Raw genomic sequence first — 25,583 nt, 5'->3', positions numbered from 1 at the left:
TCAGGAATGATGACAGACTGTTTCCATGGTGCCGGGATTGCCTTTGATCTGGACGGAACGCTCGTTGATACAGCACCGGATCTTGTTCGCGCGCTCAACGAAGTAGTGGCGGCAGACGGTCTCGGAAATGTGGCTCTGGAGGATGTCCGGGCGATGGTCGGTCGGGGCGCCCGCGTCCTGATCGAAAGGGCCTATGCCGCCCAGCACCGGAAGATAGAATCCGATACCGTTGATCAACGCGTCGCTGATTTCATCTCGGTATACAAATCCGGCATAGCCGATCTCAGCCGCCCGTTCGAAGCGGCGGTAGATGTACTGGACGTTCTGAAAGCGCGTGGGGCGCGTCTTTCAATCTGTACGAACAAGCCGAGCGAGCTCGCAGATGCTCTGCTCGAAGCGCTTGAACTGACAGACTATTTTGAACGGATTATCGGCCCGGATCGCACGCAGGCCAAAAAGCCCGATGCCGCCCATTTCTGGAGCGCAGTCGGCGATGCGGGACCCAATCTGGCCCTCATCGGCGATTCCATTACCGATGCCGCGTGCGGACAGGCAGCTGGCATTCCGTGCATCATCCTGACCCACGGATACAGCGAAATACCGCATCAGGCGCTAGGCGCTGATGCGGTAATCGATGATTTCAGAAGCTTGCCCGATACGCTGGAAAAACTCTGGCAGGGCCTATAATCAGGCCGAGCGCAGTTCCGGCATGCGGTCATTGGCCGTCCGACGATCAGGCGTCGAATCATTGGCCGCACTTTGACGGCGCGGCATGCCATTGACCATGTTCGAGCGGACATCGGTCCGTGCCGACCGCATGGCCGGCATGAATCCGGCATCCACCAGTTCAATATTTACATCATAGCCCCGGTCAGCCCAGTAGGCTTCAATCCGTTGCTTCAGTCGACGCGCGCCTTCCGGCGTGCAGAGGTCATTGCTCATAGCGATACTCCGAACCGGCGGGCCAATCCCGCCTGGGTTACGTGCGCTCCCCTCTTGGAAAACGGAGACTGCGTGAAAAACACTGCCTCTCCGCACCACCTGTTAACAGGCTGGGCGGCTCTATGACGATTTCATGTCGCCGCGTCAAGCCATCCCGGCCAATAATTTATAAAAATTTAGAATCCTCTCTTTCGATTGTTTGCGAGGCTTGACCTCAGCGGTTGCCACAGCCTATACGCCGCGGCTCTGGAATGGGCGATTAGCTCAGCGGGAGAGCACTGCCTTCACACGGCAGGGGTCGCTGGTTCAATCCCAGCATCGCCCACCATTCCCCTTCAATTCGTTGATTTTGTTATCCGCATCACAAATCGCCATTTGCGGTTTTCCGATGCGCTGCATTTCGCCGCAGGCCTACTACTTGCGAAACATTCGCAAAAATGTAAGTGACAGGATCAGAGATTACGGAGCTCATCATGACCCGCCTGTTTTTACCTGCGCTCATCGCGTTATCGGTTGTCGCTTGCAGCCAGCCCACCGAAACCGAGATCGTGAACGTCTATTCCGCCCGCCATTATGATTCGGACCAGGTGGCGTATGAGCGCTTCACGGAAGAAACCGGCATCGAGGTTCAACTGATCGAGGCCAGCGGCGACCTTCTGATTGAACGAATTCGGACAGATGGTGACCGCAGCCCCGCCGATGTCGTAATCACCGTGGATGCCTCGCGCCTTCAGCGCGCTGAAGAGGCCGGACTTTTCGCCCAGACCGATTTTTCGTCAATGGCCGCTGGCGTTCCCGATCGCTTCATTGACCCGGACGGTTACTGGGTCGGGTTTGCGTTGCGCACCCGCGTGATTGCCTATGCAGAAGATCGTGTCGATCCTTCCGAGATCACCAGCTACCTGGATCTCGCGGATCCCCGCTGGCAGGGCCGCATCTGCATTCGCAGCTCTGATAACGCCTATAATCAATCCTTGCTGGCCGCTATTATCGCCCATCATGGCGAGGAGACCGCAGAGGCCTGGGCCCGCAGCATGGTCGCCAATTTTGCGCGGCCGCCTCAGGGTGGCGACACCGATCAGTTGCAAGCCGTTCATGCCGGTGAATGCGACGTCGCCGTGGTCAATCACTACTATTATTTGCGCCTGAAAAACTCCGACAATCCGGACTATCAGAGTGTGGCGGACTCCATCGGGCTGGTTTTCCCGGCCGGGGAATACGGCACCCACGTGAATATTTCCGGCGCTGGCATCGCCGCCAACGCCCCTCACCCCGAAAATGCACAGGCCCTCATTCGCTTTCTGCTCAGCCAGGAAGGGCAGAGGATTTATGCCGAACTCACGAACGAGTTTCCCGCGGTTACCGGAGCCGAGTTCGACAATCCGTCTCTGGATGAACTGATGGGGTTCCAGGCCGACACTCTCAACATGTCGACCCTTGGCGATAACAGTGAAGCCGCCCGCCGGGTATTTGACCGCGCCGGATGGCCCTAACCCTCGCATGACCAGATCCAGATCGGGTCCCGCGCTATTTGGAAGTCTGGCCGCCCTCGTGGCGGCCGGACCGATTCTGGCGGTGGTCTGGATTGCGATGACCGCTCCCTGGGGCGATTATCTGCTGCATCTGATCCAGACCCGGCTTGCCGGCTACGTTCTGAACACGATCATCGTCACAGCCACGGCCATGGTTCTCGCAGGATTTGTCGGCACGGCAGCAGGCTGGATTATCGCCCGACTTGAATTTGTAGGGCGCGGAATCTTCGCCTGGGCGCTGGCGCTGCCTCTGGCGGTCCCTGCCTATGTCGCGGCCTATGGCTGGCTTGATCTCACGGAAGCGGCCGGCCCGCTGCAAACCCCTCTGCGCGATGCCGGACTCGCCTCACTTGCCAACCTCCTGCCAGTCGTAAGAGGCCCGCTTGGTGCGGGCTTCGTATTTGCCGTCACGCTTTATCCTTACGTCTATCTGATTGCCCGTCAGGCATTCTCGGATCAGCATCCGGATATGCAGAATGCGGCGCGCACTCTGGGGGCGTCCAACTGGCAAACGCTCACCGGCGTCACGCTTCCCCTCGTCCGCCCTGCACTGGCGGCCGGGCTGGCTCTGGTTGCCATGGAATCAATGGCCGATTTCGGCGCGGTAGCGCATCTGGGCGCGCCAACACTGACAGTCGGCGTGGTTCGCGCATGGGCGGGCGCAGGATCGGTTCCGGATGCAGCACGTCTGGCTGTGCTACTCGCCTTTTTCGCCTATCTCGCTTTTGCGCTGGAACGCCAGAGCCGGGCCCGCGCCCGCTTTGGCCAGTCTGGCGGCGGCCGGCAGCGCTACCAGCGCATACAGCTCGGCCTCCGACAATCTGTCATCGCCATTTTCGCTTGCCTGCTGCCCATCATACTGGGACTGGCACTGCCCCTCGGCCGACTGCTCTATCTGGCGCTCACGGAGCCCGCTGCGCGCGGCGTGGTGGAAGCACTTCAGCACTCACTGACTCTGGCCAGCATCACCGCCATCCTTGCCGCCATTATGGGATTGGGCGCGGCCTATGCCATCCGCGGCGGCACCAGATTTGGCATATTGTCTGCCCGCCTCGCCAGTCTCGGTTATGCGGCACCGGGCGCGGTTGCGGCTGTGGGGGCGCTCGTTCTGTTTGGCGGGCTCCAGAACGCACTGGATGGTGTTTGGGGCGGGCAATTTCCGGTCCTGCTGTCGGCAACGGCAGGCGCGCTGATTTTCGCGTATCTTTCACGGTTTGCGGCGGTCGCCATTGCGCCCAGTGAAACGGCTCTGTCGCGCGTGACACATCGCCTCGACGAGGCCGCCAAAACGCTTGGTGCCAGGCGCCGGCGCATTGCAGTGGAAATTCACTGGCCTTTGATACTTGGCGGCGTTGGCATTGCGGCGCTGATGGTGTTCGTTGAGGTCATGAAGGAACTTCCTGCCACCATGATTCTGCGACCGTTCAATACCGACACACTGGCAGTCATTGCCCATAACTATGCCGCGGATGAAAGGCTGGGACAGGCCGCCCTGCCATCCCTGATCATCGTGCTGGCGACCATTCCCGCCATGGTGCTTGCCGCGCGTTCGCTGACCCGCGGAGCTAGCCGATGAGCGCACCCATCCTGTCTGTCCGCGGCGCCAAAAAATCCCTTGGCGGCAACCCGGTTCTAAAGGGCGTCGATCTGGATCTGTATCGCGGCCAGGTGAGCGCGGTGCTTGGTCCGTCAGGCGCCGGTAAATCCACCTTGTTGCGCGGTATTGCGGGTCTCGAGAAACTGGATGACGGACAGATCCTGGCAGGCGAGCAGGTCTGGGATGATGGCCGGCATTCCACCCGCGCCGAAGCGCGCCGCGTCGGCGTCGTGTTTCAGGACTATGCACTCTTTCCCCATCTCACGGTCGAGAAGAATATCGCCTTCGGCCTGAAAGGCCGGATGTCGAATGAGGCGGCAAGTGAACGCGTATCGGCTTTGATCAAACAGGCCGAACTCACGCCCTTCACGCGGTCCTACCCGCATGAATTGTCCGGCGGCGAGCAGCAGCGTGTTGCCCTCGCCCGCGCTCTTGCGCCGCGCCCCGATATCATCCTGCTCGACGAGCCCTTCTCCAGTCTGGACCGCCGTCTGCGCGCCGATTTGCGAGCCCAAACCATGGCGGCCATTCGTGAGGCCGGAGCGGCCGCACTGATCGTCACCCACGATGCCGACGAAGCTTTCGAGACCGCTGACACGCTCTTCCTCATGGAAGATGGCCGCATCATCCAGTCCGGCGCGCCCTCTGAAGTCTATGGCCGGCCGGTGTCGCTGACATCGGCGCGCCTGCTCGGCGATATCAATGTCATCAATAGTGTCGCCAGAAGCGGGAAGATGAAGACTATTTTTGGTGAAATCGACGCGCCTTCCGGCTACGACGGTGTCGAAATGACTGTTCTGGCGCGCCCGGAAGACCTGCATCTTGCTGAAGATGGGACCGATTTCCTGATTGAAGATATTCGAATCCGGCAGGGCCGGCAGCGTATCCGCGCGACGGCGCCGGATGGCTCGCTGTGGATCGTGGAACTGCCGCTGACGCGCACCACCAGAAAGGGCGAGACATTGCGCCTCGCCCTCAATGAATCCTCGATTTCGGTTCTGAAAGCCTAAGCGGCCGCCGCTTTCGCCGCTGCGGCTTCTTCCAGTCGGGCACGCGCCATTTCATCGGCGATGACATTGGACGGCCGGCCTTCATTCTCGGCGCGGTCGAGAATTTCGCCCAGCGTCGCTTCCAGCCCGACCAGCTTGCCCTTCACCCATGCCGGATCGAAATCACCACGGATTTCGCCCATCACATTGATGATGCCGCCGGCGTTGATGACGTAATCAGGGGCGTAGAAGATGCCGCGCTTTTGCAGCTCGGCGCCCATGTCGCGAGTCGCGAGCTGATTGTTTGCGGCACCGGCCACCATCTTCACTTTCAGACGATCGATCGTGTCCGGATTGATAATCGAACCCAGCGCGCAGGGGGTGAATACATCTGCATCCTGATCGTAGATGGCATCCTTGTCGACGATAACAGCGCCGAAATTGTCGACGTGTTTCTGCAAGGCCTCGACATTCATATCCGCAATGATCAGCTCGGCACCAGCCTTGGACAGATGTTCACACAGATAACTGCCGACATGACCGGCGGCACCCTGAACGGCGACACGAATGCCGGTCATGTCTTCTGAACCGGTCGCGCGCTTCACACAGGCGCGAATGCCCCGGAATACGCCTTCAGCCGTCACCGGTGATGGATCGCCAGAGGCCGCCTTGCCTTCCGGCAGTCCGGTGACGTGGGCGGTTTGCTTATGGACGCTGACCATGTCGGCCGGGCTGACGCCGACATCTTCGGCCGTGATATAATTTCCGTTGAGCGCATCAACGGCGCGGCCAAAAGCCTGGAACAGCGCATCCCGGTCAAACGCCCCTTCCGGCTTCATGATGACGCTCTTGCCGCCGCCAATCGGGAGGTCGGCCATCACATTCTTGTAGCTCATGCCCTGTGACAGGCGCAGCGCATCCTGGAGCGCATCAGAGGACGTCTCATAGGACCAGAAACGGCAACCACCGCAGGACGGGCCCCGTGCGGTCGAATGCACGCTGATGATAGCTTTCAGACCGGTTTTCTCATCGGTCGCAAACAGGACTTTTTCGTGATTGTCGAAAGAGGGGTGTTCAAAAACACTCATGAGCCTATCCGTCATATCTGGCCGGCTTTTCCGGCGTCGCGCCCGCCGGGGGAGAATTCGGCGCGAGGCGGCGTGGGGATAGCTTTCCTTGACCTTTACGGCAAGCGCCGGACGCGCCTATTTCAGAAGAGATTCCATATTGCGCTGCACCATTGGCAAGAGCTCTTCCTCGAACCAGAGATGCCGTTTCAGCCAGGTATTATTGCGCCAGGAGGGATGTGGCAGCGGCACATAAAGCGGCGCATATTCGCGCCATGCCGCGACCGTATCGGTGACAGAGCCCTTATACCGGTTTCCCAGCACAAATTTCTGGGCATAGCCGCCAATAAGGAAAGTCATTTCGACGTTGGGAAGCGCCGCATCGAGCTTACTTTGCCATAGGCGCGCGCATCGGGGCCGGGGCGGCTTGTCGCCGCCCTTGGCATCAAGCCCCGGAAAGCAAAATCCCATGGGCGTGATGGCCACCAATTCCGGATCGTAGAATTGATCTGCGTCAATCCTCAACCATGCCCGCAATCGGTCGCCCGACGGGTCTGTAAAGGGGCGGCCGGACGCATGAACGCGGGTGCCCGGTGCCTGGCCGATAATCCGGATCCGAGCCGGGCGCGCCGCCTGCACGACCGGGCGCGGCTCCGGTATTTCGCCGACACACGCGCGGCATGCACGAATTTCTCTCAGGAGCGCGTCCATCAGACTTACGTTTTCAGGGTGATGCGGTAGACGCCCTTGAATTCGGATGGATCAACCGGTTTTCCCTTGCGCAGGATGTCGACCTTGCCCGCCAGAGCCAGACGCGTGGCGCTCTGCTTGACGGCCCCCAGCCGGCTCCGCCAGTTTTCGGGATCCAGCACCTGTGCCACTTCAGCCGGGCTGATTGACTTGCCAGCGCCGCTCGCCTCTACAAGGGACAGGATGGCATTATCGACCGTGTCATCATTCATGAACGTCTTCTAACCTGCGAAAGCCGATATGCGAAGAGACCACCGCCCCTACTGGATGCACGCCGCCTGGGAAAGTTTTGAAAACGCCTGGGCCCGGCATTTTCTGGCACCACATTTTGAGCAATTAGGGCCGGCAGCAAAACTGACCCAGCCCTGGCACATCGAGGCCTTCGGTCCGAATATCTCTATCGGCACCGCTCTGCATATTGTGGCCACCGCGGACCAGAAGGTGCGCCTGACCGTATGGTCACCGGCGGATCAGGGCGGAAAGATCGAGATCGGCGATGCTGTCTTTATTGCGCCCGGCACGCGCATTCAGGCAACACGGTCCATCAGTATCGGGCATGCCTGTCTGTTCGCCGCCAATACAACCGTCACCGATAGCGACTGGCATGGCCTCTATAACCGCGTCGATCCGGCACCCGAAGGCCGCCCCGTGATTCTGGGCAACAATGTCTGGGTCGGCGATGGCGCCTTTATCGGCAAGGGCGTCACCATCGGCGACAATGCCGTCATTGGTGCCCGGTCTGTCGTAACCAGAGACGTTCCGCCCTATGCAGTCGTGGCGGGAGCACCGGCCAGAATCGTCAAGATGCTAGATGAAAACACACCCATGCAAACCCGGCTCGATCTCGTCGGAGAGAGCCGCAAGCTGTCCGGCTTTATGGACAACGCCTATCGCAAGGCGCTCAAGGGCAATTCGACCCTTGGCTGGCTGAGGTCAAAACTCTTTCCGCGCCGGGGCGACTAGCTGAACAGGCTTTGCGGCAATGTCCCGATGACAGCGCCGGTCATCAGCGTGGCGAACGTTCCCGATATCAGCGCTTTCGGTGCCAATCCCAATATGTCCTCGCGGCGGCTGGGCGCGATCGCCAGCATGCCGCCGATCAGAATCCCGACGCTCGAAAAATTGGCAAAACCGCAAACCGCATAGGCCATGATCAAATGACTGCGTGGCGAGAGATCATCACCCAGCGCGGCCAGCCGCTCATAGGCAATGATTTCGTTGAGCGCCGTTTTCAGACCCATCACCGCGCCGGCATCCGTGGCTTCCGACCAGGGCACACCTGCCAGCCAGACGATGGGCGCGAATGCCCAGCCCAAAATGCGATCCACCGTTAGTGGCAGTCCGCCAACATCGGGCAAGGCCCCGAGCATCATGTTGACTAGCGCCACGATGGCGATGAATACCAGCAGCATGGCGATGATGTTGATGAACAGCTTCACGCCGTCTGTGACCCCGGTGGTCAAGGCATCCATCGAGGAATGATAGACCGTCGTCGGGATTTTTTCGGTTGTGCGGTCTTCGTCGCCATCCGCATCAGCAGGATGCATCAGCCGGGCAAGCAAGACGGCCGCCGGAATCGAAATGAGCGAAGCCGTCACAATATGACCGGCCGCGCCATCAATGACGCCGCTCAGCTGGCCGACATAAACGGCCATGACAGAACCTGCGACAGTCGAGAACCCGACCGTCATGATCAAAAAGAGGTCGCTGCGGCTGATTTGTGGCATGCGCGGCCGGATCAGCAGGGGCGACTCGGTCATGCCGAGGAAAATATTGGCCGAAGCCCCCAGGCTGGCGGCACCGGACAAACCCAGTGTTTTCCGGAAAGCAAATGCGAAGCCTCGGACCACAAATTCGAGGATGCGCCACCGCCAGAGCAGCGCGGAAAGCGCTGATAAAACAATGACCATTGGCAGAGCCTGAAAGGCAAAGATAAACGTCCGTCCCGAATTGGATTCGTCAATGACAAATGGCGCGCCGCTTCCGGAAAGATATCCGAAGACGAAGTCGACGCCTTCCATCGTCGCAGTTTGCAAGGCCTGAACGACGCCGGTCAGCGATCCGAGAAACGCCCGCGTCGGAGCGAAGGAATAGAGCGCGATCGCGATCAGGAATTGTAACGCCAGTGCGCCGCCAATCAGCTTCACCGGGACCGACTTCCGGGGACCCAGAACCCAACAGATCGCGATAAAGGCAAACAGGCCCAGAAAGCTGCGCAGCTGCAATCCCAGATCTTCCATGAATTCCCCCGTTTGAATATCGCAACCTATTCCCTGTTCTGGCAAACGGGCAATGCTTGCGTGCACGGCAAAGCGCGCTAGATATCGATCTCATGAGCATCTGGTCGCCCTGCGTCAAAGTCTGTTTCGTCGACCCCGACGCCGCAATCTGCGTGGGGTGTTTCCGGACCCTGCCCGAACTTGCGCAATGGACACGGTTTTCAGACGCAGAACGCGAAGCGATTGGCGCTGAATTACCAGAGCGCAAAAAGGCTTATCGCGAAAAGAAAGCTGGATCGTCCTGACGATCTAGCCGCCGACAGCAGCCTCGCGAAGCAGGCTCACCGCTGTTGCAATCAAACCCAGCGCAAACAGGCGGCGTAAGAGTTTTTCGGGCATGGAGTGCGCCAGTCTCGCGCCGATCGGGGCCACAAAAAACGCTGATGCTGCCAGAATCAGAAAGCCGAGCCCATCGACATATCCCAGCGCGGTAGGGGTCCGCCCCGGCTCGTCCCAGCCCCAGAGAATGAAGCCCAGCGCGCCCGGAACACCAATCGCAACGCCGAAACCTGCAGCCGTTGCAACGGCCTGGCGAATGGACTTGCCGCAAAGCGTCATCAGGGTGACACCAAAAACACCTCCGCCAATGCCGAGAAGAGACGACAAGCCGCCAATCATCGCGCCCAGACCTGCTCTGGCAGCACCGCCCGGCATTTTTTCGGCCAATTGCCAGTCAGGCCGGCCGAAGAAGAATTGCGCCGACAATAGCAAGGCCACGACCCCGAACAGCCCGGTCAGTCCGCGTCCCGGAATAACGTCCGCCACATATCCGCCGATCAGGGCACCGGCCACAATCCAGGGCGTCCAGGTCTTCAGGATCTGAAAATCAACCGCCTTGTGGCGGGCATGCGCCGAGACCGAGCGAAGCGATGTGGCCACAATGACCGCCAATGACGTGCCGACCGCCATATGCATGCGGGGACCGTCATCATACCCCAGCGCGCCGAGTACAAAGTAAAAGGCCGGCACCATCACGACGCCGCCGCCGATTCCGAAAAGCCCGGCAATGAGGCCGGCAAACAGGCCGGTTGCGATCAACGCTCCCGCCAGCCCGATCAGTTCGGCGCTCATGCGGTCGCCAATGCGGGTGATATGGCAGCAAGGGCGGCCATGACAACATCAATACCCGCCCCGTCCTTCACGGCATTCTCGGAGAGAATGCGCCGCCATTGTCGTGCGCCCGGGCGGCCGTGAAACAGGCCAAGCATATGCCGCGTCATCGAGTGCAGCCGAACGCCCTTCGCCAGCTGATTTTCGATATACGGCAGATAGGCCAGAACAGCATTATCGGGCGTACTAACGGGAGTTTCAGTGCCATAAATCAGCGGATCGACCCCCGACATTTCCCATGGTGTATGATAGGCGGCCCGCCCCAGCATGATACCGTCCAGGTTTTGTTGAGCTTCGATGCCCGATTCCACAGTCTCCAGCCCGCCATTGAGAATGATCTCCATATCCGGAAAGGCGGATTTCATCTGGTAGACAAGGGCATAATCGAGCGGCGGAACGCTGCGGTTTTCCTTCGGACTCAATCCTTTGAGCCACGCTTTCCGGGCATGAATGATCGCCGTAAAAATACCTCGCGACCGGACCCGCTCCAGTAAATCCGGCAATGCCTTTTCGGGGTCCTGATCATCGACGCCGATCCGGCATTTCAGCGTGACCGGAACACTGACTGCGTCCTGCATCGCCGAAAGGCAATCAGCGACGAGCTCCGGCTCCCGCATCAGGCAAGCACCGAATTTGCCCGATTGAACACGATCTGACGGGCAGCCAACATTGAGATTGATTTCGCAATAACCCAGATCCGCGACAATCCGCGAAGCCTTTGCAAGCTCGTTCGGGTCGGACCCGCCCAGCTGGAGCGCGACGGGTTGTTCCGCCGGGTCAAAACCGATCAGACGATCCACATCGCCATGTGTTACCGCAGCACTGGTCGCCATCTCGGTATAGAGGAGAGCATGACGGGTCAGGATGCGGTGGAAGGCCCGGCAATGGCGGTCGGTCCAATCCATCATGGGGGCCACGCAAAAGCGGCGGTCGGGTTTCACAGTCATCGTCATGGCCGCTCCATAGCGCGCCGCAACAAAATCAACAAACCGAACAGACGGCTTAACGCTGTTCTAAGGCCGTTTTGCTAGTTTTTCGCCAAGTGACCGGAGCAGACCGCCATGGCAAAAGCCCATTTTCACAAGCATCAGCGTGTTTTCGTGCGCCCCGTTGGCACATGGGCCTTGATCGAACAGGTCAAGCCACACTGGGTCAAAGGCATGGATGAGCCGGTGCGGATTTCCTATGATTGCGGTCTGGGACGGGACTTCACGACAGATGAATTGTCCGAAGAAGAGCGCGACGAACAGGATACGGGCCGCTGGCGCCTGATGCGCGCCAAGAATAAATGGCAATCGCCCGATGAATGCGCTCACCACCCCTTTCCGGGCACGTTTCCGATCGTCGTGACCGATCAGCAGGATTGGGGCGGCTGGCGGGTGCCCGGTGCGGAATATGACCGCGATCCGCAACTCATCGAGTTCCAGGCCCGCGTCATCACTGCTGCGCCGACCTTGATGAAGCTTGCGGAAAAGCTTGCAGAGCAAGCCGAGAAGCCCGACGAATTGCCAGACGAACTGAGGGAGATTGTGGAGGTGGCCCGGGCGACGCTCAAACGGATCAAGTCCCGGCCATCCGGCACTGCACCATCGAGCGCCCGCGCTGCTTAACGTCAGCCTAACCGTTTAGTGTTAATTGGACCGTTCAATTAATAACGGTTGGGCCGATGGCTGCAGATCTGAACAAGCTTTCCTTCCTGATTGTCGATGACAACGCCCATATGCTGAAGATCGTTCGCACTTTGCTGAACGGATTCGGCGTTACAAAGATTTATGAGGCCTGCTCTGGACAGGAAGCCATCGAAATCATGCGGAATGAGAAAATCGACATTGCGATTCTCGATTTCCAGATGGACGGCATGGACGGGCTGGAGCTGATCAAATATTTTCGGGATGAAGATCGTATGGAAAATCCTTTCATGCCGATTGTCATGCTGTCCGCCTATGCCGAAAAGACCAGAGTGCTGGCCGCACGCGATGCCGGTGCGACGGAATTCTGCGCTAAACCCATCACCGCCACGGACCTCTATCGCAAAATCGGAGCGGTGATCGACCGCGCCCGGCCCTTTGTCAGAACAAAGGTTTTCTTCGGCCCGGACCGTCGCCGGCATGATCCCGACAAGTATAAGGGACCGGAACGCCGGTCAGATGACCCGGCACAGCCCAACGTCGGCTGATCACCTGCCAAAATGTTGGTCGACAGCCTGCCTGTTGGGTCTCTAATCTGGGCAGAATGATTCGCCGTGATTCAGCCCCGCCCGCAAGGGCCAGAAATGTTCGCCCGGAGCGGCGGGGGAAAGCTGCCAGCGATAAACCCCATTCCTTTTCGGGTGAAGTCCGCGGCGTGGTCTGGATTGTGCTGTCCGTTATCCTGTTCACCGCCATGTTTGGCGGTGTCATCGGCTTCAAGCTTTATCAGGAAAGCGTCACTGCCAGATCGGAAGCTCAGGAAAATCATTCGCGCGAAGCGGTCTATCGCGCCGACGGGGCAACAGCGGTTCTGCGCGAAACCCTGACCGCTGTCCGCGTTGCCCTTTCGGATGCTGACAGCATCCCGCCGGAACAGTTTCACAACGTCCTTGATCAACGTCTGGATCCGGTTCGCTCGATCAATGCTGTGCGGGACGTGATACATCTGGCACCGGGTGAAAGCGTTCCGGCCAATCTTCAATCGCTGACCGGCGCAGCACTCGCTGCCCCGTCTGGTGTGACATCCGTTGTGGCAAATCCGGACGGGATTCCGGAAATTGCGGCCGCCATACCGGTGAGGACCCAGTCGGGTGAAGTGGGTGCCGTTCTTGTTCGGCTTGATCCCTCAGCCTTGTTACCCGTAGCCGATCCGGCCCATGTGGCGATCCTGCTGGGCGCGGATGGTCGCGCACTGGCCATGCAGCCACCGCGATCTGACGGTCTCTTTGCCGAGCCACTGTCGCGGCGTTTCGGATTGAGCGACGGGCGCGTGCAGCAGATTGCCCAATCGGGTGAAGCCCTGACGGGTATCCGTATCGGTGAGCGGGAAATGGTGCTGGCGGCAGCGGCATTGCCCTATGAGGGCCTGACGATCGCCGTGATCGGTGTGCCCAATATCAATCAGGGTGCCTGGACCCGGACGCGTATTCTCTACGGGCTTCTCTTTGTGGCGCCGGTGATTTTCGCTATTGGGTTATCGGCGGCCCTCTCGACCCAAATGAATAGTCTCAAATCGGCGCGTGTCGCTTTGGGCGATAGCGAGAAGCGGTTCCGCCTCGCTATTGAAGGCGCGCGCTGCGGGGTCTGGGACTGGGATCGAAAGCGGGACACGGTCTACCTGACGGACTCCTTTGCGCGCATTATCGGCCGCGATGAAGCCATGATGCTGTCCGGCTCGGAATTTCTCGCCCTCTTCAGCCAGCATGACCGGCAACGGATTGCGGCGGCCATTCGCGGCTCCAGCAAGGCGGGGGATATTGATATCGAGGCGCAGGCCAGCAGCATGCCGGTCTGGTTCCACCTGCGCGGGCGCCCCTGGGGCGAGATGCAGGACGGCCTTACGGACCGCCTCGTCGGCGTGGCGATTGATATTACCGAACGCAAGGGCGCTCAGGCGCGCGTCGCTGCCGCTGAGAACCGTCTGCGGGCCGCCCTGGAATCCATGTCGGAATCCTTTGTGCTGTGGGATCCGCGCCGCCGCCTGGTGATGTGGAACCGTAAATTCCGTGATTTCTTCGACTTCACTGAGAACGGGCTGAAACCCGGCATGTCCTATGGCGATGTCGAAGCCGGTGCCGGCCGCGCCATCCGGTCGGTGCAAGGCGGCGCGAATTCCGGTGAAGCCTATGAGATGGAGTTGAAGGACGGACGCTGGCTGCACTATTCAGAACGCGCCACCAGCGATGGCGGTCTGGTCAGCGTGGGCGCCGATATCACGGATCTCAAAAATCAGGAGCGCGCCCTCAAGGATTCCGAACAACGTTTGCGAAACACGGTCGAGGATGTCCGCAAGAACCAGCAGCGCATTGCTGAGCTTGCAAACAAGTATGAGCAGGAAAAAATCCGGGCCGAGGAAGCCAATCGCTCGAAGAGTGAGTTCCTCGCCAATATGAGCCACGAACTGCGGACGCCCCTGAATGCAGTGAACGGTTTCTCGGAGATCATGCTGCGCGAAATGTTCGGCCCGCTGGGCGACAACCGCTACGTTGATTACGTGAAGGACATCCACACGTCCGGACAGCACCTCCTGTCGCTGATCAATGACATTCTGGATATGTCCAAGATCGAAGCCGGCAAGATGCAGCTTCAGAAAGAACCCATCAGCCTGTCGGATATTGTCGAACAAAGCACGCGCCTCGTGAAAGCCCGCGCCGACGAAAAATCCATCCGGTTGGTCACGGAACTTGACGATAGCATTCCGGATATGACCGCCGATCCGCGGGCCTTTAAACAGGTGATCCTGAATCTCCTCTCCAATGCGGTGAAATTCACGCCGGAAGAAGGCCGCGTCACGATCCGCAGCTTTGAGTATGAGAGCCGGCTTGCGCTACAGGTCGCGGATACCGGCATCGGCATTCCGAAAGAAGACCTGCCACGCCTTGGCCGCCCCTTCGAGCAAATCGAGAGCCAGCACTCCAAGAGCCATCAGGGCACGGGCCTCGGTCTCGCCCTGTCAAAATCGCTGGTCGAAATGCATGGCGGCGAAATGAAAATCGACAGTGAACTGGGCGAAGGCACGACCGTGACAATCATCGTGCCATTCGATGGTGGTGAATCTGACGATGTCCCGGCCTTCGATGAAGGGCCCCGGTCTTTCAGCGAATCCGAAACAAACGCCGCCTGATCAGAAGCGCTCGGGTGGTGGCCTCCGATCGTCACCGCGCGGACCGCGCCGGTGCGGCGGTGGGCCGCGGCGGCCCGCTTGCATCGCTTGCATTCTTTCCTCTGCCGGCAGATCGGCAATGACGTCCAGTACGATCGCCTCGAACGCGCTCTCCATGGCGAAGCGCCGTTCCCGCAAATCATTCAATGCGGCCGCCGCAGACTCAGGATCATAGGGCGTGGCCGACAAGGCGCGTTCTGCCGCCAATTGTGCATCACGGGCATCCATCATCAGTTCGCGAATGGTCTCGCGCTCCGCGTCAAACCGATTACGCGCAATCTCCCGCTGTTCTTCAGGCAGGTTCCGCATGAAAGCGCGAATATTGAAACCGGGCCCGCCCTGCCGACCCTCACCGGGTGGCGGCCTGTGGCCATCGTGAGGCGGACCGCTGTCAATGCGCGGCCCTCCAACCACTTGATGCAGAACCAGCCCGGTCATCACACCATTGGCGGTCAGCGAGATCAGCAGGGCGACAATCCAGGGCAAGGCGCGGGTCATGCGTCACTCCATTCCCATGCGGACCAGTCTTCCATCAGGCCATCGAAAGCATCGGCATATTCCAGAGAAATTGTGTCGTCCTGTTGCGCCGGCACAAGCGTGCCGCCCGCAAATCCGCCCATCAGGCCAATCACCAGCGCCGCGGCTGCCGCGACCGCGGGGCGCCGCCAATCGGCATCAAATGCCGGTTTCGGAAAGGCGCGCATGATCCGTCGCTCCAGCAGATCGCTGGCAGGTACAGGCATTTCTTCAGCCAGAATTGCGTCCAGCTGGGCCGCCTCTCGCAAACACGCCGCAGCGGAGGGCTCGGCCTCCAGAAGCGCCGCAGCCGCCGGGCGCACCGCCTCCGGCCAGCGCGCGATATCCCCGCCCCAGCTCTCCGCCAGTGATTCAAATTCCTTCATGTCCATCACATCACCTCCGGCGTTGATCCTGTCGAACGCGACAGGCTGGACATCAACTCTTCTCGTTGCGGCATCAATAATGCCTTTAGTGTTCGTCTTCCGCGGGCCAGCAAGGATTCCAGCGCTTCGACACTGACGTCCAGGCGCTCTGCCGCCTCGATATTGCTGAAGTCCTGAAAATGGCAGAGTTCCAGCGCCAATCGTTGCCGCTCTGGCAGGGACCTGATGGCTTCCGTCACACTCATACCGGCCTGGTTTGCCACCATGGCGTCATCTGCTGCAATTGCGCCATCCTGCATTTCAGGCGGCGTTTCCATTGTCGCCTCGCGCTTTTTTCGCAATCGGTCCAGACACAGATTGGTCGCGATCCGGCACATCCAGCTCTCCAGCCTTGCCTTACCCGGTTGCCAGTTTGCGGCCGCCTTCCAGGCCCGCACAAATGTGTCTTGCGCCAGGTCCTCGGCCTCTATCGGATCCCGCAGCATTCGCCGTCCGATGGCCAGGACGGGTTTGAGCGATCTTTCCATCAATTCACGTCCGGCAGCCTGATCACCCGAAGCGATGCGGCGCATCAGCGCCGCATCGGCCTCGAAGTCAGGCGGCGTTCGACCGTGTGAGGGGCTTTCAGGCATATACGCTCAGCAACCTTTCATCCCCTCATCTGGATCGAAATGGTGTCAGTCACGCCACCAGAAACGGCGGCTCTCGCGCCGATTGCTGGCAGATTCGACCGCAGCGTCCAGCTCGTCCGGCGAAATCACGCTATCATTGTTCGTGTCGAGGCGTTCAAAAATCCGGCTCTCGCCACCCATGAATTCATCACGTGAAATCTGACCGTCGCCATTGGCATCACGGCCTTCATGACCACGGCGGCCGTGCCGGCCATGGCGGCGTCCGCGTGGGCGATCTTCGCTGGCACCTTCGGCGTCGCGGATCGCCGCCAGGCGCTGATGCATGGGAGAGCGGTCTGCCGACGACAGGACCCCATCGCCATTGCGATCCATCCAGTCGAACATCTCGCCTTGCAAAGCGCGGACTTCGGCGAGCGTGATATTATTGTCCTGATTGGCATCGGATGCGCGGAGCATCATCATGACCTGTCGGGGTCCATGATCACCGCGACCACCGGGCCCGCGATGCTGGGCGTCTGCTGCCGCAGCGAATACAAGCGTGCCGGCCAGACCGGCAAGAATAAGGGAGGATTTCATTTCAGTCTCCAGATTGTGACCTCGCACCCCATAGAACGAAGCGTGGCGGCTGATCCGTCGCATCGTCCTGCAATTTGCCCAGGCAGGTTTCAAAAATTGTGCGGATCTCATCCGCCCGTGCCTCAATGAAGTCGCCCAACGCATTGATATCATTCTGACCAGCGACGTCAGACAGCCTCTGCGCGAAAGCGCGCGACGCGGAGTAGGGATCAAATCCGCTGCCATGGGCAGTCCGGATGATTTGCGACAAATTGAGCCAGAGCCGCATGGATTGACGCAAGGATTGCGCTTCGTCTGCTGTCAGCAATCCGGCCGCCTCGAGCGAGGAAATCTGCGTGGCGGTATCCACGCAGCGTTGATATTGTCCACGTTGGGCGAGCAATAGCCGGCCGGTCTGGGCGAGAAATTCGATATCGAGAATCCCGCCGGGCCGCCGCTTCAGATCCCATGCGCCCTTGGCCGGGCGGTCACGCTCCAGGCGGCGGCGCATGTCCAGCACATCCTGTACGATCTGTGCCGGCTCAGCCTCGCTCGTCAGCGCGCGCTCGATGTCCTCGCTGATCCGCTTGGTCAATTCTGCGGATCCCGAGATCACGCGGGCACGCGTCAGCGCCATGCGCTCCCAGGTCCACGCGCTCGCCTGATAGTATTCGCCAAAACTGGACAGGCGCACCGCAACGGGGCCCGCCTTGCCCGAAGGGCGAAGCTGCATGTCTGTCTCATACATGCTGCCTTCTTCGGTGGGCGAGGACAGAGCGCTCACAAGGCGCTGCGTCAGCCGTGTGAAATAGGCAGGAGCCGCCTCATCCTGTCCCTCGGCCGGATCATAGATCACCATGATGTCGAGATCGGAATCTGCCGCCAGCTCATGGCTCCCCAGCTTGCCCAGTCCGAGCACCGCGAACTCACCGGGCGGCGGGCCGTATCGTGCTTCGATCTGCTGGCGCGCGACATCTGCCATCGCCTTGATCGCCGTATCCGCCAACTGGCCAAAAGCCGCGCCGGCCGACTTGGCATCAGCCCGGCCGACCAGAAGCTGCGACCCGATCCGAAAGCGTTCCTCGCGGACCAGTCGTCGCCCGCGATTCATGGCATCTTCGGCATCCATCGCCTCCGCCATCTGATACGCCATGCGGTCCGCCAACTCGGCCGACTCATCATCGCCAAGCGGGGTCGAAAAGCGCGTTTCCATCATGACGTCCAATACCGCCGGACGCTGCGCCAGAGTGGTCGCCATACGCGGTGCCAGTCCGATAATCGTCACCAGTTCCCGCGCCAAAGCCGGTTCGTTTTCCAGCATCGAAAGCGGCTGCACGCCCATGGGCAGGCCCTCGATAAAGGCCGCAAACCGCGTAAAGGCCGAATCCGGCTCACTCGTTTCCGACATGGCTCGCAGAAGGCGCGGCGCAACGCGTGTCAGCACTTGCCGGGCCCTGTTGGTGCGCAAGGCCCGCGCCTTGCCCGCCAGCCAGGCATTCATGCGCGACCATGCTGTCTCCGGAAATTCAAACCCCAAGGCGGATAATGTCTCGAGGGTTTCCGCCGTCGGCTCCACACCGGTAAAGACAAGGCTGCCGGACTCATCCGCCAGACTCTCTTCATGGGAAAACTGACGGGAGAATGTCGCATGCACGCCCTGCAGCGTCTCCACGATTTGCGTATCCAGCGCCGCGACGGACGGCAATCCGGCGAGGTTTGCAATGGCGGTGCGGCGATCATCGTCTACGGGGAGAGTCTGCGTCTGTTCGTCCGCGATCATCTGGATGCGGTGCTCGACCGTCCGCAAAAAGCGATAATGGCCTTGGAGCGATTCCGCACTGTCACGATCAATGATATCGGCATCGGCCAATACCGTTAGCGCTTGATAGGGTGATCTCTTCCGCAAGGCCGGCATGCGTCCACCCATCACCAATTGCGGCACCTGAGCATAAAATTCGATCTCGCGAATCCCGCCCCGCCCCAGCTTCAGATCATGCCCACCAGGCCGGATCTTCGCGCGGTCTCCGACGGCCTGAATTTGCCGTGCCAGAGAATGGATATCCTCGACCGCCGCATAATCCAGCGTGCGCCGCCAGATGAAGGGCCGCATATCCTCTAGAAAATGACCTGCCGCGTCTTTGTCGCCCGCACAGGTTCGCGCCTTGATATAGGCCGCCCGTTCCCAGTTCTGGCCGAGCGATTCATAGTAATTCATCGCCGCCGTCACCGACATGATGGGCGGCGTCGCCGAGGGATCCGGACGCAGGCGAAGATCGACGCGAAAGACATACCCGTCAGACGTATTGTCTTCCAGCAATCGCACGAGCGACTTGATCAGGCGCGGCAATCTCTTGCCCGGATCGTCTGCGACAGGCCCCGTCAGTAGATCAGGATCGAAAAGGGCCACCAGATCAATATCGCTGGAAAAATTGAGCTCGCTGGCGCCCAGCTTTCCCAAGGCCAGAATGAAAACACCCGGGATCGGGTTGTTGATATCTGTGTAAGGGTCGAACTTTCCGGCGTCCGCGCCCAATCGGACAAGCCCGGCCAATCCGGCTCTGACACAGGCATCCGCAAACTCAGACAGAATCGAAGCGGCTTCCATCACCGCCAGCGCGCCCGAAATCTCGGCAAGGCCGACCGCAAGATGCGCATCGCCTTTCAGCGTGCGAAGACTGGCCCCGAGGCTTTCTTCCGCATCCGCTGACTCAGCCGCCGCCATGACCTCGCGGGATAGTCTGCCAATGACGCAGCGTACATTCTGCTCTGCCAGCTGCTCCAGCAAGGCCTCACGCGTTCTTGCCAACCGTGCCAGATAAGGCGAGTTGGCAAACACGGTATCCAGAAAGCCGGCACCGCCGGGTCGCAATCCATCGGGATAGCGGCACGGCCGCTCATGCAGCTGGACGTCGATCGGATCGAAAGACCGGAGTGCGAAAAGAGAGTCAGCGAAAGCCATAAGAGGAAGCCTTACTGCTTCGCGCTCAAATTCAAGCCTTCTCTTCGTCGGCCGGGAAGATCATGGCAATTCGCAGCCCGGGTCCATGACCGTCAACGCCGCCCGCGCCTTCATCCAGCGTGAGAGCGGCACCGTGAACATCAGCGATGGCCTTGACGAGACTCAAGCCCAGCCCGGAGCCGGGTTGATTGCGCGATTTTTCAAGGCGGACAAAACGTTGCGTCACGCGGATACGATCCGCTTCGGGTATCCCTGGACCGGTATCCGTGACCGAGATTTCTGTCCGGCCATCACTACACTTGCGCAGACGTAACTGGATGGCCCCACCCTCGGGCGTGTATTTGACCGCATTGTCCAGCATGTTGGCCATGGCTTGCGAGACAAGGCTTTTATCGCCCCGGATCTCAAGCCCCGCCTCCACCTGCATACCAAAACTGTGACCGCTATCCTCGCAAACCGGTTCGTATAGCTCGCCGATATCTGTCACCAGGGGTGCCGCGTCGAAACTCTCGAAGGAATCGCGGCGCTCGCCCGCTTCAATGCGAGAAATGCTCAGGATGGCATTGAAGACGCCGAGCAATTCATCCGAATCGCTGAGGGCTTGTTCCAATGCTGCCTGCCGGCTCTGACGATCTCCGTCATCGCGCAGGGCATCTTCCATCCGATTACGCATCCGCGTGAGCGGCGATCGCAAATCATGCGCAATGGAATCACCGACATTGCGCATGCGCTGCATCAACTCTTCCAGACGCTCCAGCATGGCATTGAAGTTGGAGGATAGCTCGTCAAGCTCGTCGCCCGATCCATTGCGCGGCGCCCGTGGTGAAAGATCGCCGCCCTTGACCATCCGGGCCACAGCATTGATGGCATCCAGCCGCCTGGAAAACCGGCGGCTGACGACAACGCCCGATGCAATACCGAGCGCAATCACAAGCGCCGACGCGATCAGAATGGCGCGCAACATGCGTCCGATCAGCCGGTCTTCGTCTTCAAAGTCCACGCCGATGAAGACGGAATAACCATCGCCGACTTCCACCAGCCTTGCCCGGGCGCGGCGGCTGTCGCGGGCCTCGTCTTCCTCACCGGCGGGGGCCCGCCCGTAGACGAAGTCGAGCCAGCCCTCATTGTCCGGCTGTGCATCCGGCAATCCGTTGAGATTGCCGGACAAAACGCGGCCATTCGGGTTGATCAGGAGATAGAGGAAGTCACTGCCGCCGACGGTCCGTTGCAGAATATAGCGATTGACGCCGTCAATTCCGGAGTCCTCGAACCGCCGGTCCAGAGCCGCAAATTCGTCGAGAATGACGGCATCGGTACGCCGCAGCGCGGCCCCCGCCGACGCCGCATAGACGAAGGCCAGGATCAGGAAGCTGGACAGGGCAAACAGCGCCGCCGACAACAAGGTCAGACGGAAAGCAGTCGTTCTGACGAAAGACGGCAGGCGCCGTGTCATGATCTCTCGCTCCGGGCTCAGGCCTGAAGCCGATACCCTGCCCCGCGCACGGTGTGAAGCAAAGCGTCATCGAACGGCTTGTCGATCTTGGACCGCAATCGCGAGATATGCACATCGATGACATTGGTCTGGGGGTCGAAATGATAGTCCCAGACTTTTTCCAGCAGCATGGTGCGCGTCACAACCTGGCCGGAATGCTTCATGAGAAACTCCAGCAGTCGGAATTCGCGGGGTTGCAGCAGGATTTCCTCGCCACCGCGAATAACCGTCCGCGCCAGAAGATCCATTTCAAGATCGCCAACAACCAGCTTGGTCCTGACGGCTTCCGGATCGCGGCGGCGGGCGAGTGCTTCAACCCGGGCCAACAGCTCGGCGAAGGCATAGGGTTTGACGAGGTAGTCATCGCCGCCCGCCTTCAGGCCTTCAACGCGGTGATCCACTTCACCCAGCGCCGACAGGATCAGGACCGGGGACGAGACGCCTTCATCGCGAAGGGATTCAATGACGGAGAGGCCATCCAGCTTTGGCAACATGCGGTCAACGACAAGAATGTCGTATTCCGCCGAGCGCCCCATGGCGAGGCCCTCCTCGCCATCCGCGGCATGGTCGACCACATGGCCGGACTCCTTGAGGCCCTTGCGGATATAATTCGCTGCCTCGCGGTCATCTTCGATGATCAGAATTCGCATTTTCCCAGCCTTTTCTGTCGTTATCGCTATACGCGGTCCAGTGTCAGCGCGACGTAGCGCTGGCCGGCGGCGTTCTGAACAAGAAGAAGAATGGCGGTCCGGCCATCTTCGCGCGCTTCATCAATGGCATTTTGCAGATCATCCACATCGGAGAGGTCTTCCCCGCCGGCTTCCAGAATGACATCGCCCGGACGCAAGCCCTTTTGCGCGGCCTCGCTATTGGGCTGAAGGTCCACAACAACAATGCCGTTCTCCACCGTCACGCCAAGGCGATCGAGGCCCTCTGAACCTGCCGGAACCACCTGCATTCCGAAGAAGACCGTCTGGGGTGCGGCATCCGGTTCGATCGACTGCATCGTGCTCAGATCAGTTTCTGTTGGGCGGTCACCCAGCGTGGCGCGAACCACGACATCTTCGCCGTCACGAATGACGTTAAAGGTAACTTCGGTACCGGCACCGATACTGCCCACACGGCGGGTGAGCTCCGCAGAACTGTCAACGCTTTGACCATTGACGGCGGTGATCACATCCATCCGCTGGAAACCGGCATTGTCCGCTGGCCCGCCGGCGACAATGGACGACACGATGGCACCGCGTTGTTCATCAAGGCCCAGGCCCTCGGCAATATCGTCAGTCACATTCTGGATCTGAACGCCGAGCCAGCCACGCGCGACACGGCCATCGGCCAGCAATTGATCGACAATATTGGCCGCGACATCAGACGGAATCGCAAAGCCGATTCCGACATTGCCGCCGGAGGGCGAGAAAATCTGCGAATTCACGCCCACGACTTCGCCATCGAGGCTGAAGGTCGGACCACCGGAATTGCCGCGATTGATCGGCGCATCAACCTGCAGGAAGTTGTTGTAGACACTGGACGGGAGCTCCCGGCCCGTCGCCGAGACGATACCGGCCGTTGCCGTGCCGCCCAGACCGAACGGATTGCCGACCGCGACAACCCAGTCGCCCACGCGGATCGACGGATTGCGATCCAGGACGACAAACGGAAAGTCGGCGTCCTCATCGGTCTCAACGCGCAGCAGCGCGATATCCGTCAGCGGGTCTGTACCGACCACTTCGGCGGGATATTCCTCACCATTGGAAAGCGAGACCGTGATTTCACTCGCATTTTCCACGACGTGATTATTGGTAACGACATGGCCCTCCGCAGACACAAAGAAGCCTGACCCCAGAGACCGGCCCTCGCGTTGTTGGGGTTGATTGGGGAATTGACGTTCAAACCATTCGCGAAATTGCGGCGGCATGCCGTCAAAATTCGGCGTGACATTCCCTTGCAGGTCTGCAGACGGGGCAATCCGGGCATTGATGGACACGACCGACGGGCTCACCTCTTCAATCAGATCGGCAAATGACAGGGGCGCGCCTGCGGGAACCGCCGCCGAATAACGTGGCGCGTCGTCCGTCTGTGCAAAGGCAACGGGGCCGGTCAAAGCCAGAGCCGCAACAGCAGCCGGGATGATCGAGAAATGGCGAAGTCTGGAAAACATGGGATTTCAGTCCTCTCGCAGGTTTTGGATTCTGTCAGGCAATGTGTCGCCTCGCGGATATCATCGAGATGTCCGCTTTCTTACGAAAACATTACGAATGGTAGTTGTCTCTGTTCAATCGACAAGGCGCGATCGCACCTGGACCTCGGAATGCAGCGTTTTATGCACCGGGCAGCGATCGGCGATCTCCAGCAATCTCTGCCGCTGCGACTCATCCAGATCGCCCTCGAGACGGATGGATTTGTCGAATACATCTATCTTGGCCGTCTTGCCCTGCTCGCAGCTTTCACAATCCTCGGCATGGCTCTTGTTATGGACGACCGTCACCGTGACCCGGTCCAATGGCAGCTTCTTGTGCCGCGCATACATGCGGATCGTCATGGACGTGCAGGCCGCCAGCCCGGCGGACACATAGCCATAAGGCGTCATGCCGGAATTATCCCCGCCCACAGAAGCCGGTTCATCGGCGAGCATGGCAAATTCCTGATTCACCACCCAGTTCTGAAACTTGCCCAGGCCGGTTTCCTGCACGACGACGCCATCCTTGACGGGCTTTGGCGGCGCGGGCAACGGGTCCGGAGCCGCATAGCGTTCCGCCCAGGCCGAGATCACATCGGCCACGTGAAGGGCATCGCATTCGCGCGTCAGCAAATGGTCGGCATTATCCAGGCTGAGAAAACTCTTCGGATGCTTCGCGGCAACAAAGAGACGCGAGGCGTTGTCGATGCCAACCGTCTCATCCGTCGGTGAATGGCAAATCAGCAGGGATGCCTTCAGATCGCGGACGGAGTCTTCCAGTGTATGGTTGGCGATATCCTCGAGGAATTGCTGCTTGATCTTGAACGGGCGTCCGGCGAGCGAAACGGTCGCCTCGCCGTTCTCGTTGATCTCGTCCACCGAGGCCGCGAACTGGTCCGTGACGTGTTCGGCATCGGCCGGCGCACCGATGGTCGCCACGGCTTTGGTCGAGGGAATGCGATGCGCAGCAGCGATCACGGCGGCACCGCCGAGACTGTGGCCAATCAGGATCGCGGGCGCTTCATACTCGGAGGCCAGATGCTCCGCCGCTTTCACCAGATCGTCAATGTTGGAGGAAAAATTCGTATTGGCGAAATCACCTTCGGACTGTCCCAACCCGGTGAAATCGAATCTCAGGACCGCGATACCTTCCCTTGCCAGACGGCGCGCGATGCGGGAGGCTGCGTGAATATCCTTGGAACAGGAAAAACAATGTGCAAACAGGGCGTAGGCGCGTGGTTTGCCATTGGGCAATTCCAGCCTCGCAGCCAACGTGTCGCCCAGCGCGCCCTTGAATTCGATTTTTTCGGATTGCAGCATGAATTGTCTCCTCGGTCCTGCCGGAGGATTTGGGCTTTATCGTGCCCACCTGCAAGTCAAACCGCTATAATGCTTTCGTCACCTTCTGCGTGAGGCAACGCCCACCAGTGCGGCTCCAATCAGCAGGAAGACAATCGGAAGAATATAAAGCGGTGCTGTTCGCGCCGACAGGCGCGGCCGCATCAATACTTCATCGCCATATCGTTGAGCCAGCGCAATGCGGATGGAGTCCGGCTCGGCCCCAAGCCCGATCTGGGTTCGTACAAACAAACGCATATCCTGTGCGAGCGCCGCGTCAGAATCGGCAATCGACTGTCCCTCGCAAACGACGCAGCGAATTTCCTGCATCAAATGCGCCGCTTCCAGTTCCTGCGCGGGCGTCAGCTCGACCGATTGCAGCGAAAGGACCAGCGCGATCAGAGTAAACATG

The 25,583-nt window shown here is 59.9% G+C and carries 26 protein-coding genes and 1 tRNA gene; 10 read left to right on the top strand and 17 right to left on the bottom strand.

Features of this window, described 5'->3' with window-relative positions:
* Positions 1-6: 6 nt before the first annotated feature.
* Positions 7-687, top strand: coding sequence for an HAD-IA family hydrolase (locus tag P0D52_RS04355; RefSeq protein WP_394694217.1), 681 nt, complete (start codon positions 7-9; stop codon positions 685-687).
* Here the strand turns inward: P0D52_RS04355 and P0D52_RS04350 are convergent, their stop codons facing one another.
* On the bottom strand, positions 688-942 hold the full coding sequence (locus P0D52_RS04350; protein WP_187165266.1) for a phosphoglycolate phosphatase: 255 nt from the start codon (positions 940-942) through the stop codon (positions 688-690). It lies immediately after the preceding gene.
* A 253-nt stretch (positions 943-1,195) separates the two neighbouring features.
* Between P0D52_RS04350 and P0D52_RS04345 the strand changes: the two genes are divergently transcribed.
* The 4 genes from P0D52_RS04345 to P0D52_RS04330 all read left to right on the top strand — a co-directional run bounded on the left by P0D52_RS04345 (position 1,196) and on the right by P0D52_RS04330 (position 5,081).
* Positions 1,196-1,270, top strand: a tRNA-Val gene (locus tag P0D52_RS04345).
* A gap of 145 nt (positions 1,271-1,415) precedes the next feature.
* Positions 1,416-2,435 carry an extracellular solute-binding protein gene (locus P0D52_RS04340; protein ID WP_394694216.1) on the top strand — a complete coding sequence of 340 codons (1,020 nt, stop codon included), beginning with the start codon at positions 1,416-1,418 and terminating at the stop codon, positions 2,433-2,435.
* A 7-nt stretch (positions 2,436-2,442) separates the two neighbouring features.
* Positions 2,443-4,050, top strand: coding sequence for an ABC transporter permease (locus P0D52_RS04335; RefSeq protein WP_394694215.1), 1,608 nt, complete (start codon positions 2,443-2,445; stop codon positions 4,048-4,050).
* The gene (locus P0D52_RS04330) at positions 4,047-5,081 is read left to right on the top strand and encodes an ABC transporter ATP-binding protein (RefSeq protein ID WP_394694214.1); all 1,035 of its coding nucleotides are present in this window, start codon (positions 4,047-4,049) and stop codon (positions 5,079-5,081) included. The genes P0D52_RS04335 and P0D52_RS04330 overlap by 4 nt, the downstream gene beginning before the upstream one ends.
* Here the strand turns inward: P0D52_RS04330 and P0D52_RS04325 are convergent.
* From P0D52_RS04325 to P0D52_RS04315, 3 genes are all read right to left on the bottom strand, one after another.
* Complete coding sequence (locus P0D52_RS04325; protein ID WP_394694213.1) at positions 5,078-6,148, bottom strand: Leu/Phe/Val dehydrogenase; 1,071 nt, start codon at positions 6,146-6,148, stop codon at positions 5,078-5,080. The genes P0D52_RS04330 and P0D52_RS04325 overlap by 4 nt on opposite strands.
* A gap of 117 nt (positions 6,149-6,265) precedes the next feature.
* Positions 6,266-6,838: a uracil-DNA glycosylase family protein gene (locus tag P0D52_RS04320; RefSeq protein ID WP_394694212.1), complete on the bottom strand. Its 573-nt coding sequence runs from the start codon at positions 6,836-6,838 to the stop codon at positions 6,266-6,268.
* A gap of 5 nt (positions 6,839-6,843) precedes the next feature.
* Positions 6,844-7,089 carry a DUF3253 domain-containing protein gene (locus tag P0D52_RS04315; protein WP_394694211.1) on the bottom strand — a complete coding sequence of 82 codons (246 nt, stop codon included), beginning with the start codon at positions 7,087-7,089 and terminating at the stop codon, positions 6,844-6,846.
* Positions 7,090-7,117: 28 nt separating this feature from the next.
* On the opposite strand from P0D52_RS04315, the gene P0D52_RS04310 reads away from it, so the two are divergent.
* Positions 7,118-7,840 (top strand): acyltransferase, encoded by a 723-nt coding sequence (locus P0D52_RS04310; RefSeq protein WP_394694210.1) that lies wholly within the window; start codon positions 7,118-7,120, stop codon positions 7,838-7,840.
* Here P0D52_RS04310 and P0D52_RS04305 read toward each other — a convergent pair.
* Positions 7,837-9,117 carry a NupC/NupG family nucleoside CNT transporter gene (locus P0D52_RS04305; protein ID WP_394694209.1) on the bottom strand — a complete coding sequence of 427 codons (1,281 nt, stop codon included), beginning with the start codon at positions 9,115-9,117 and terminating at the stop codon, positions 7,837-7,839. The two genes, P0D52_RS04310 and P0D52_RS04305, sit on opposite strands and share 4 nt — an antisense overlap.
* A gap of 92 nt (positions 9,118-9,209) precedes the next feature.
* Here P0D52_RS04305 and P0D52_RS04300 point away from each other — a divergent pair, with 92 nt between their 5' ends.
* Positions 9,210-9,401 carry a DUF1289 domain-containing protein gene (locus P0D52_RS04300; protein WP_394694208.1) on the top strand — a complete coding sequence of 64 codons (192 nt, stop codon included), beginning with the start codon at positions 9,210-9,212 and terminating at the stop codon, positions 9,399-9,401.
* A 4-nt stretch (positions 9,402-9,405) separates the two neighbouring features.
* Here the strand turns inward: P0D52_RS04300 and P0D52_RS04295 are convergent, their stop codons facing one another.
* A complete protein-coding gene (locus P0D52_RS04295; protein WP_394694207.1) occupies positions 9,406-10,227 on the bottom strand; it encodes a sulfite exporter TauE/SafE family protein in 822 nt (273 codons plus the stop codon).
* The gene (dusA, locus tag P0D52_RS04290; RefSeq protein WP_394694206.1) at positions 10,224-11,219 is read right to left on the bottom strand and encodes a tRNA dihydrouridine(20/20a) synthase DusA; all 996 of its coding nucleotides are present in this window, start codon (positions 11,217-11,219) and stop codon (positions 10,224-10,226) included. The genes P0D52_RS04295 and dusA overlap by 4 nt, the downstream gene beginning before the upstream one ends.
* Before the next feature lie 108 nt (positions 11,220-11,327).
* Here dusA and P0D52_RS04285 point away from each other — a divergent pair, with 108 nt between their 5' ends.
* The 3 genes from P0D52_RS04285 (at position 11,328) to P0D52_RS04275 (ending at position 15,078) form a co-directional block, all read left to right on the top strand.
* Positions 11,328-11,876: a hypothetical protein gene (locus P0D52_RS04285; RefSeq protein WP_394694205.1), complete on the top strand. Its 549-nt coding sequence runs from the start codon at positions 11,328-11,330 to the stop codon at positions 11,874-11,876.
* A 56-nt stretch (positions 11,877-11,932) separates the two neighbouring features.
* Positions 11,933-12,442 carry a response regulator gene (locus P0D52_RS04280; RefSeq protein WP_394694204.1) on the top strand — a complete coding sequence of 170 codons (510 nt, stop codon included), beginning with the start codon at positions 11,933-11,935 and terminating at the stop codon, positions 12,440-12,442.
* A 167-nt stretch (positions 12,443-12,609) separates the two neighbouring features.
* Entirely contained in the window at positions 12,610-15,078 is a 2,469-nt protein-coding gene (locus P0D52_RS04275) for a PAS domain-containing sensor histidine kinase (RefSeq protein WP_394694203.1), read from the top strand.
* Here the strand turns inward: P0D52_RS04275 and P0D52_RS04270 are convergent, their stop codons facing one another.
* The 10 genes from P0D52_RS04270 to P0D52_RS04225 form a co-directional block, all read right to left on the bottom strand.
* Positions 15,079-15,615, bottom strand: coding sequence for a periplasmic heavy metal sensor (locus tag P0D52_RS04270; protein WP_394694202.1), 537 nt, complete (start codon positions 15,613-15,615; stop codon positions 15,079-15,081). It lies immediately after the preceding gene.
* Positions 15,612-16,025 carry a hypothetical protein gene (locus P0D52_RS04265; protein WP_394694201.1) on the bottom strand — a complete coding sequence of 138 codons (414 nt, stop codon included), beginning with the start codon at positions 16,023-16,025 and terminating at the stop codon, positions 15,612-15,614. Before P0D52_RS04265 ends, P0D52_RS04270 begins: the two co-directional genes overlap by 4 nt.
* Complete coding sequence (locus P0D52_RS04260) at positions 16,025-16,651, bottom strand: RNA polymerase sigma factor (RefSeq protein WP_394694200.1); 627 nt, start codon at positions 16,649-16,651, stop codon at positions 16,025-16,027. Before P0D52_RS04260 ends, P0D52_RS04265 begins: the two co-directional genes overlap by 1 nt.
* A 45-nt stretch (positions 16,652-16,696) precedes the next feature.
* Positions 16,697-17,227 carry a hypothetical protein gene (locus P0D52_RS04255; RefSeq protein ID WP_394694199.1) on the bottom strand — a complete coding sequence of 177 codons (531 nt, stop codon included), beginning with the start codon at positions 17,225-17,227 and terminating at the stop codon, positions 16,697-16,699.
* 1 nt (position 17,228) lies between these two features.
* The gene (locus P0D52_RS04250) at positions 17,229-20,165 is read right to left on the bottom strand and encodes a bifunctional [glutamine synthetase] adenylyltransferase/[glutamine synthetase]-adenylyl-L-tyrosine phosphorylase (RefSeq protein WP_394694198.1); all 2,937 of its coding nucleotides are present in this window, start codon (positions 20,163-20,165) and stop codon (positions 17,229-17,231) included.
* A 31-nt stretch (positions 20,166-20,196) separates the two neighbouring features.
* Positions 20,197-21,618, bottom strand: a complete 1,422-nt coding sequence (locus P0D52_RS04245) for an ATP-binding protein (RefSeq protein WP_394694197.1) — start codon at positions 21,616-21,618, stop codon at positions 20,197-20,199.
* Positions 21,619-21,635: 17 nt separating this feature from the next.
* A complete protein-coding gene (locus P0D52_RS04240) occupies positions 21,636-22,307 on the bottom strand; it encodes a winged helix-turn-helix domain-containing protein (RefSeq protein ID WP_394694196.1) in 672 nt (223 codons plus the stop codon).
* A 26-nt stretch (positions 22,308-22,333) separates the two neighbouring features.
* Positions 22,334-23,815 carry a Do family serine endopeptidase gene (locus P0D52_RS04235; protein ID WP_394694195.1) on the bottom strand — a complete coding sequence of 494 codons (1,482 nt, stop codon included), beginning with the start codon at positions 23,813-23,815 and terminating at the stop codon, positions 22,334-22,336.
* A 114-nt stretch (positions 23,816-23,929) separates the two neighbouring features.
* On the bottom strand, positions 23,930-25,150 hold the full coding sequence (locus tag P0D52_RS04230) for an alpha/beta fold hydrolase (protein ID WP_394694760.1): 1,221 nt from the start codon (positions 25,148-25,150) through the stop codon (positions 23,930-23,932).
* Between the two features lie 81 nt (positions 25,151-25,231).
* Positions 25,232-25,582: a cytochrome c-type biogenesis protein gene (locus P0D52_RS04225; RefSeq protein ID WP_394694194.1), complete on the bottom strand. Its 351-nt coding sequence runs from the start codon at positions 25,580-25,582 to the stop codon at positions 25,232-25,234.
* Position 25,583: the final 1 nt, after the last annotated feature.

Origin of the sequence: Hyphobacterium sp., from assembly GCF_043584775.1 — a bacterium.
Classification (GTDB): domain Bacteria; phylum Pseudomonadota; class Alphaproteobacteria; order Caulobacterales; family Maricaulaceae; genus Hyphobacterium.
Note: the sequence above shows the minus strand (reverse complement) of the source record. Positions and strands in the feature narration are given on the sequence as shown.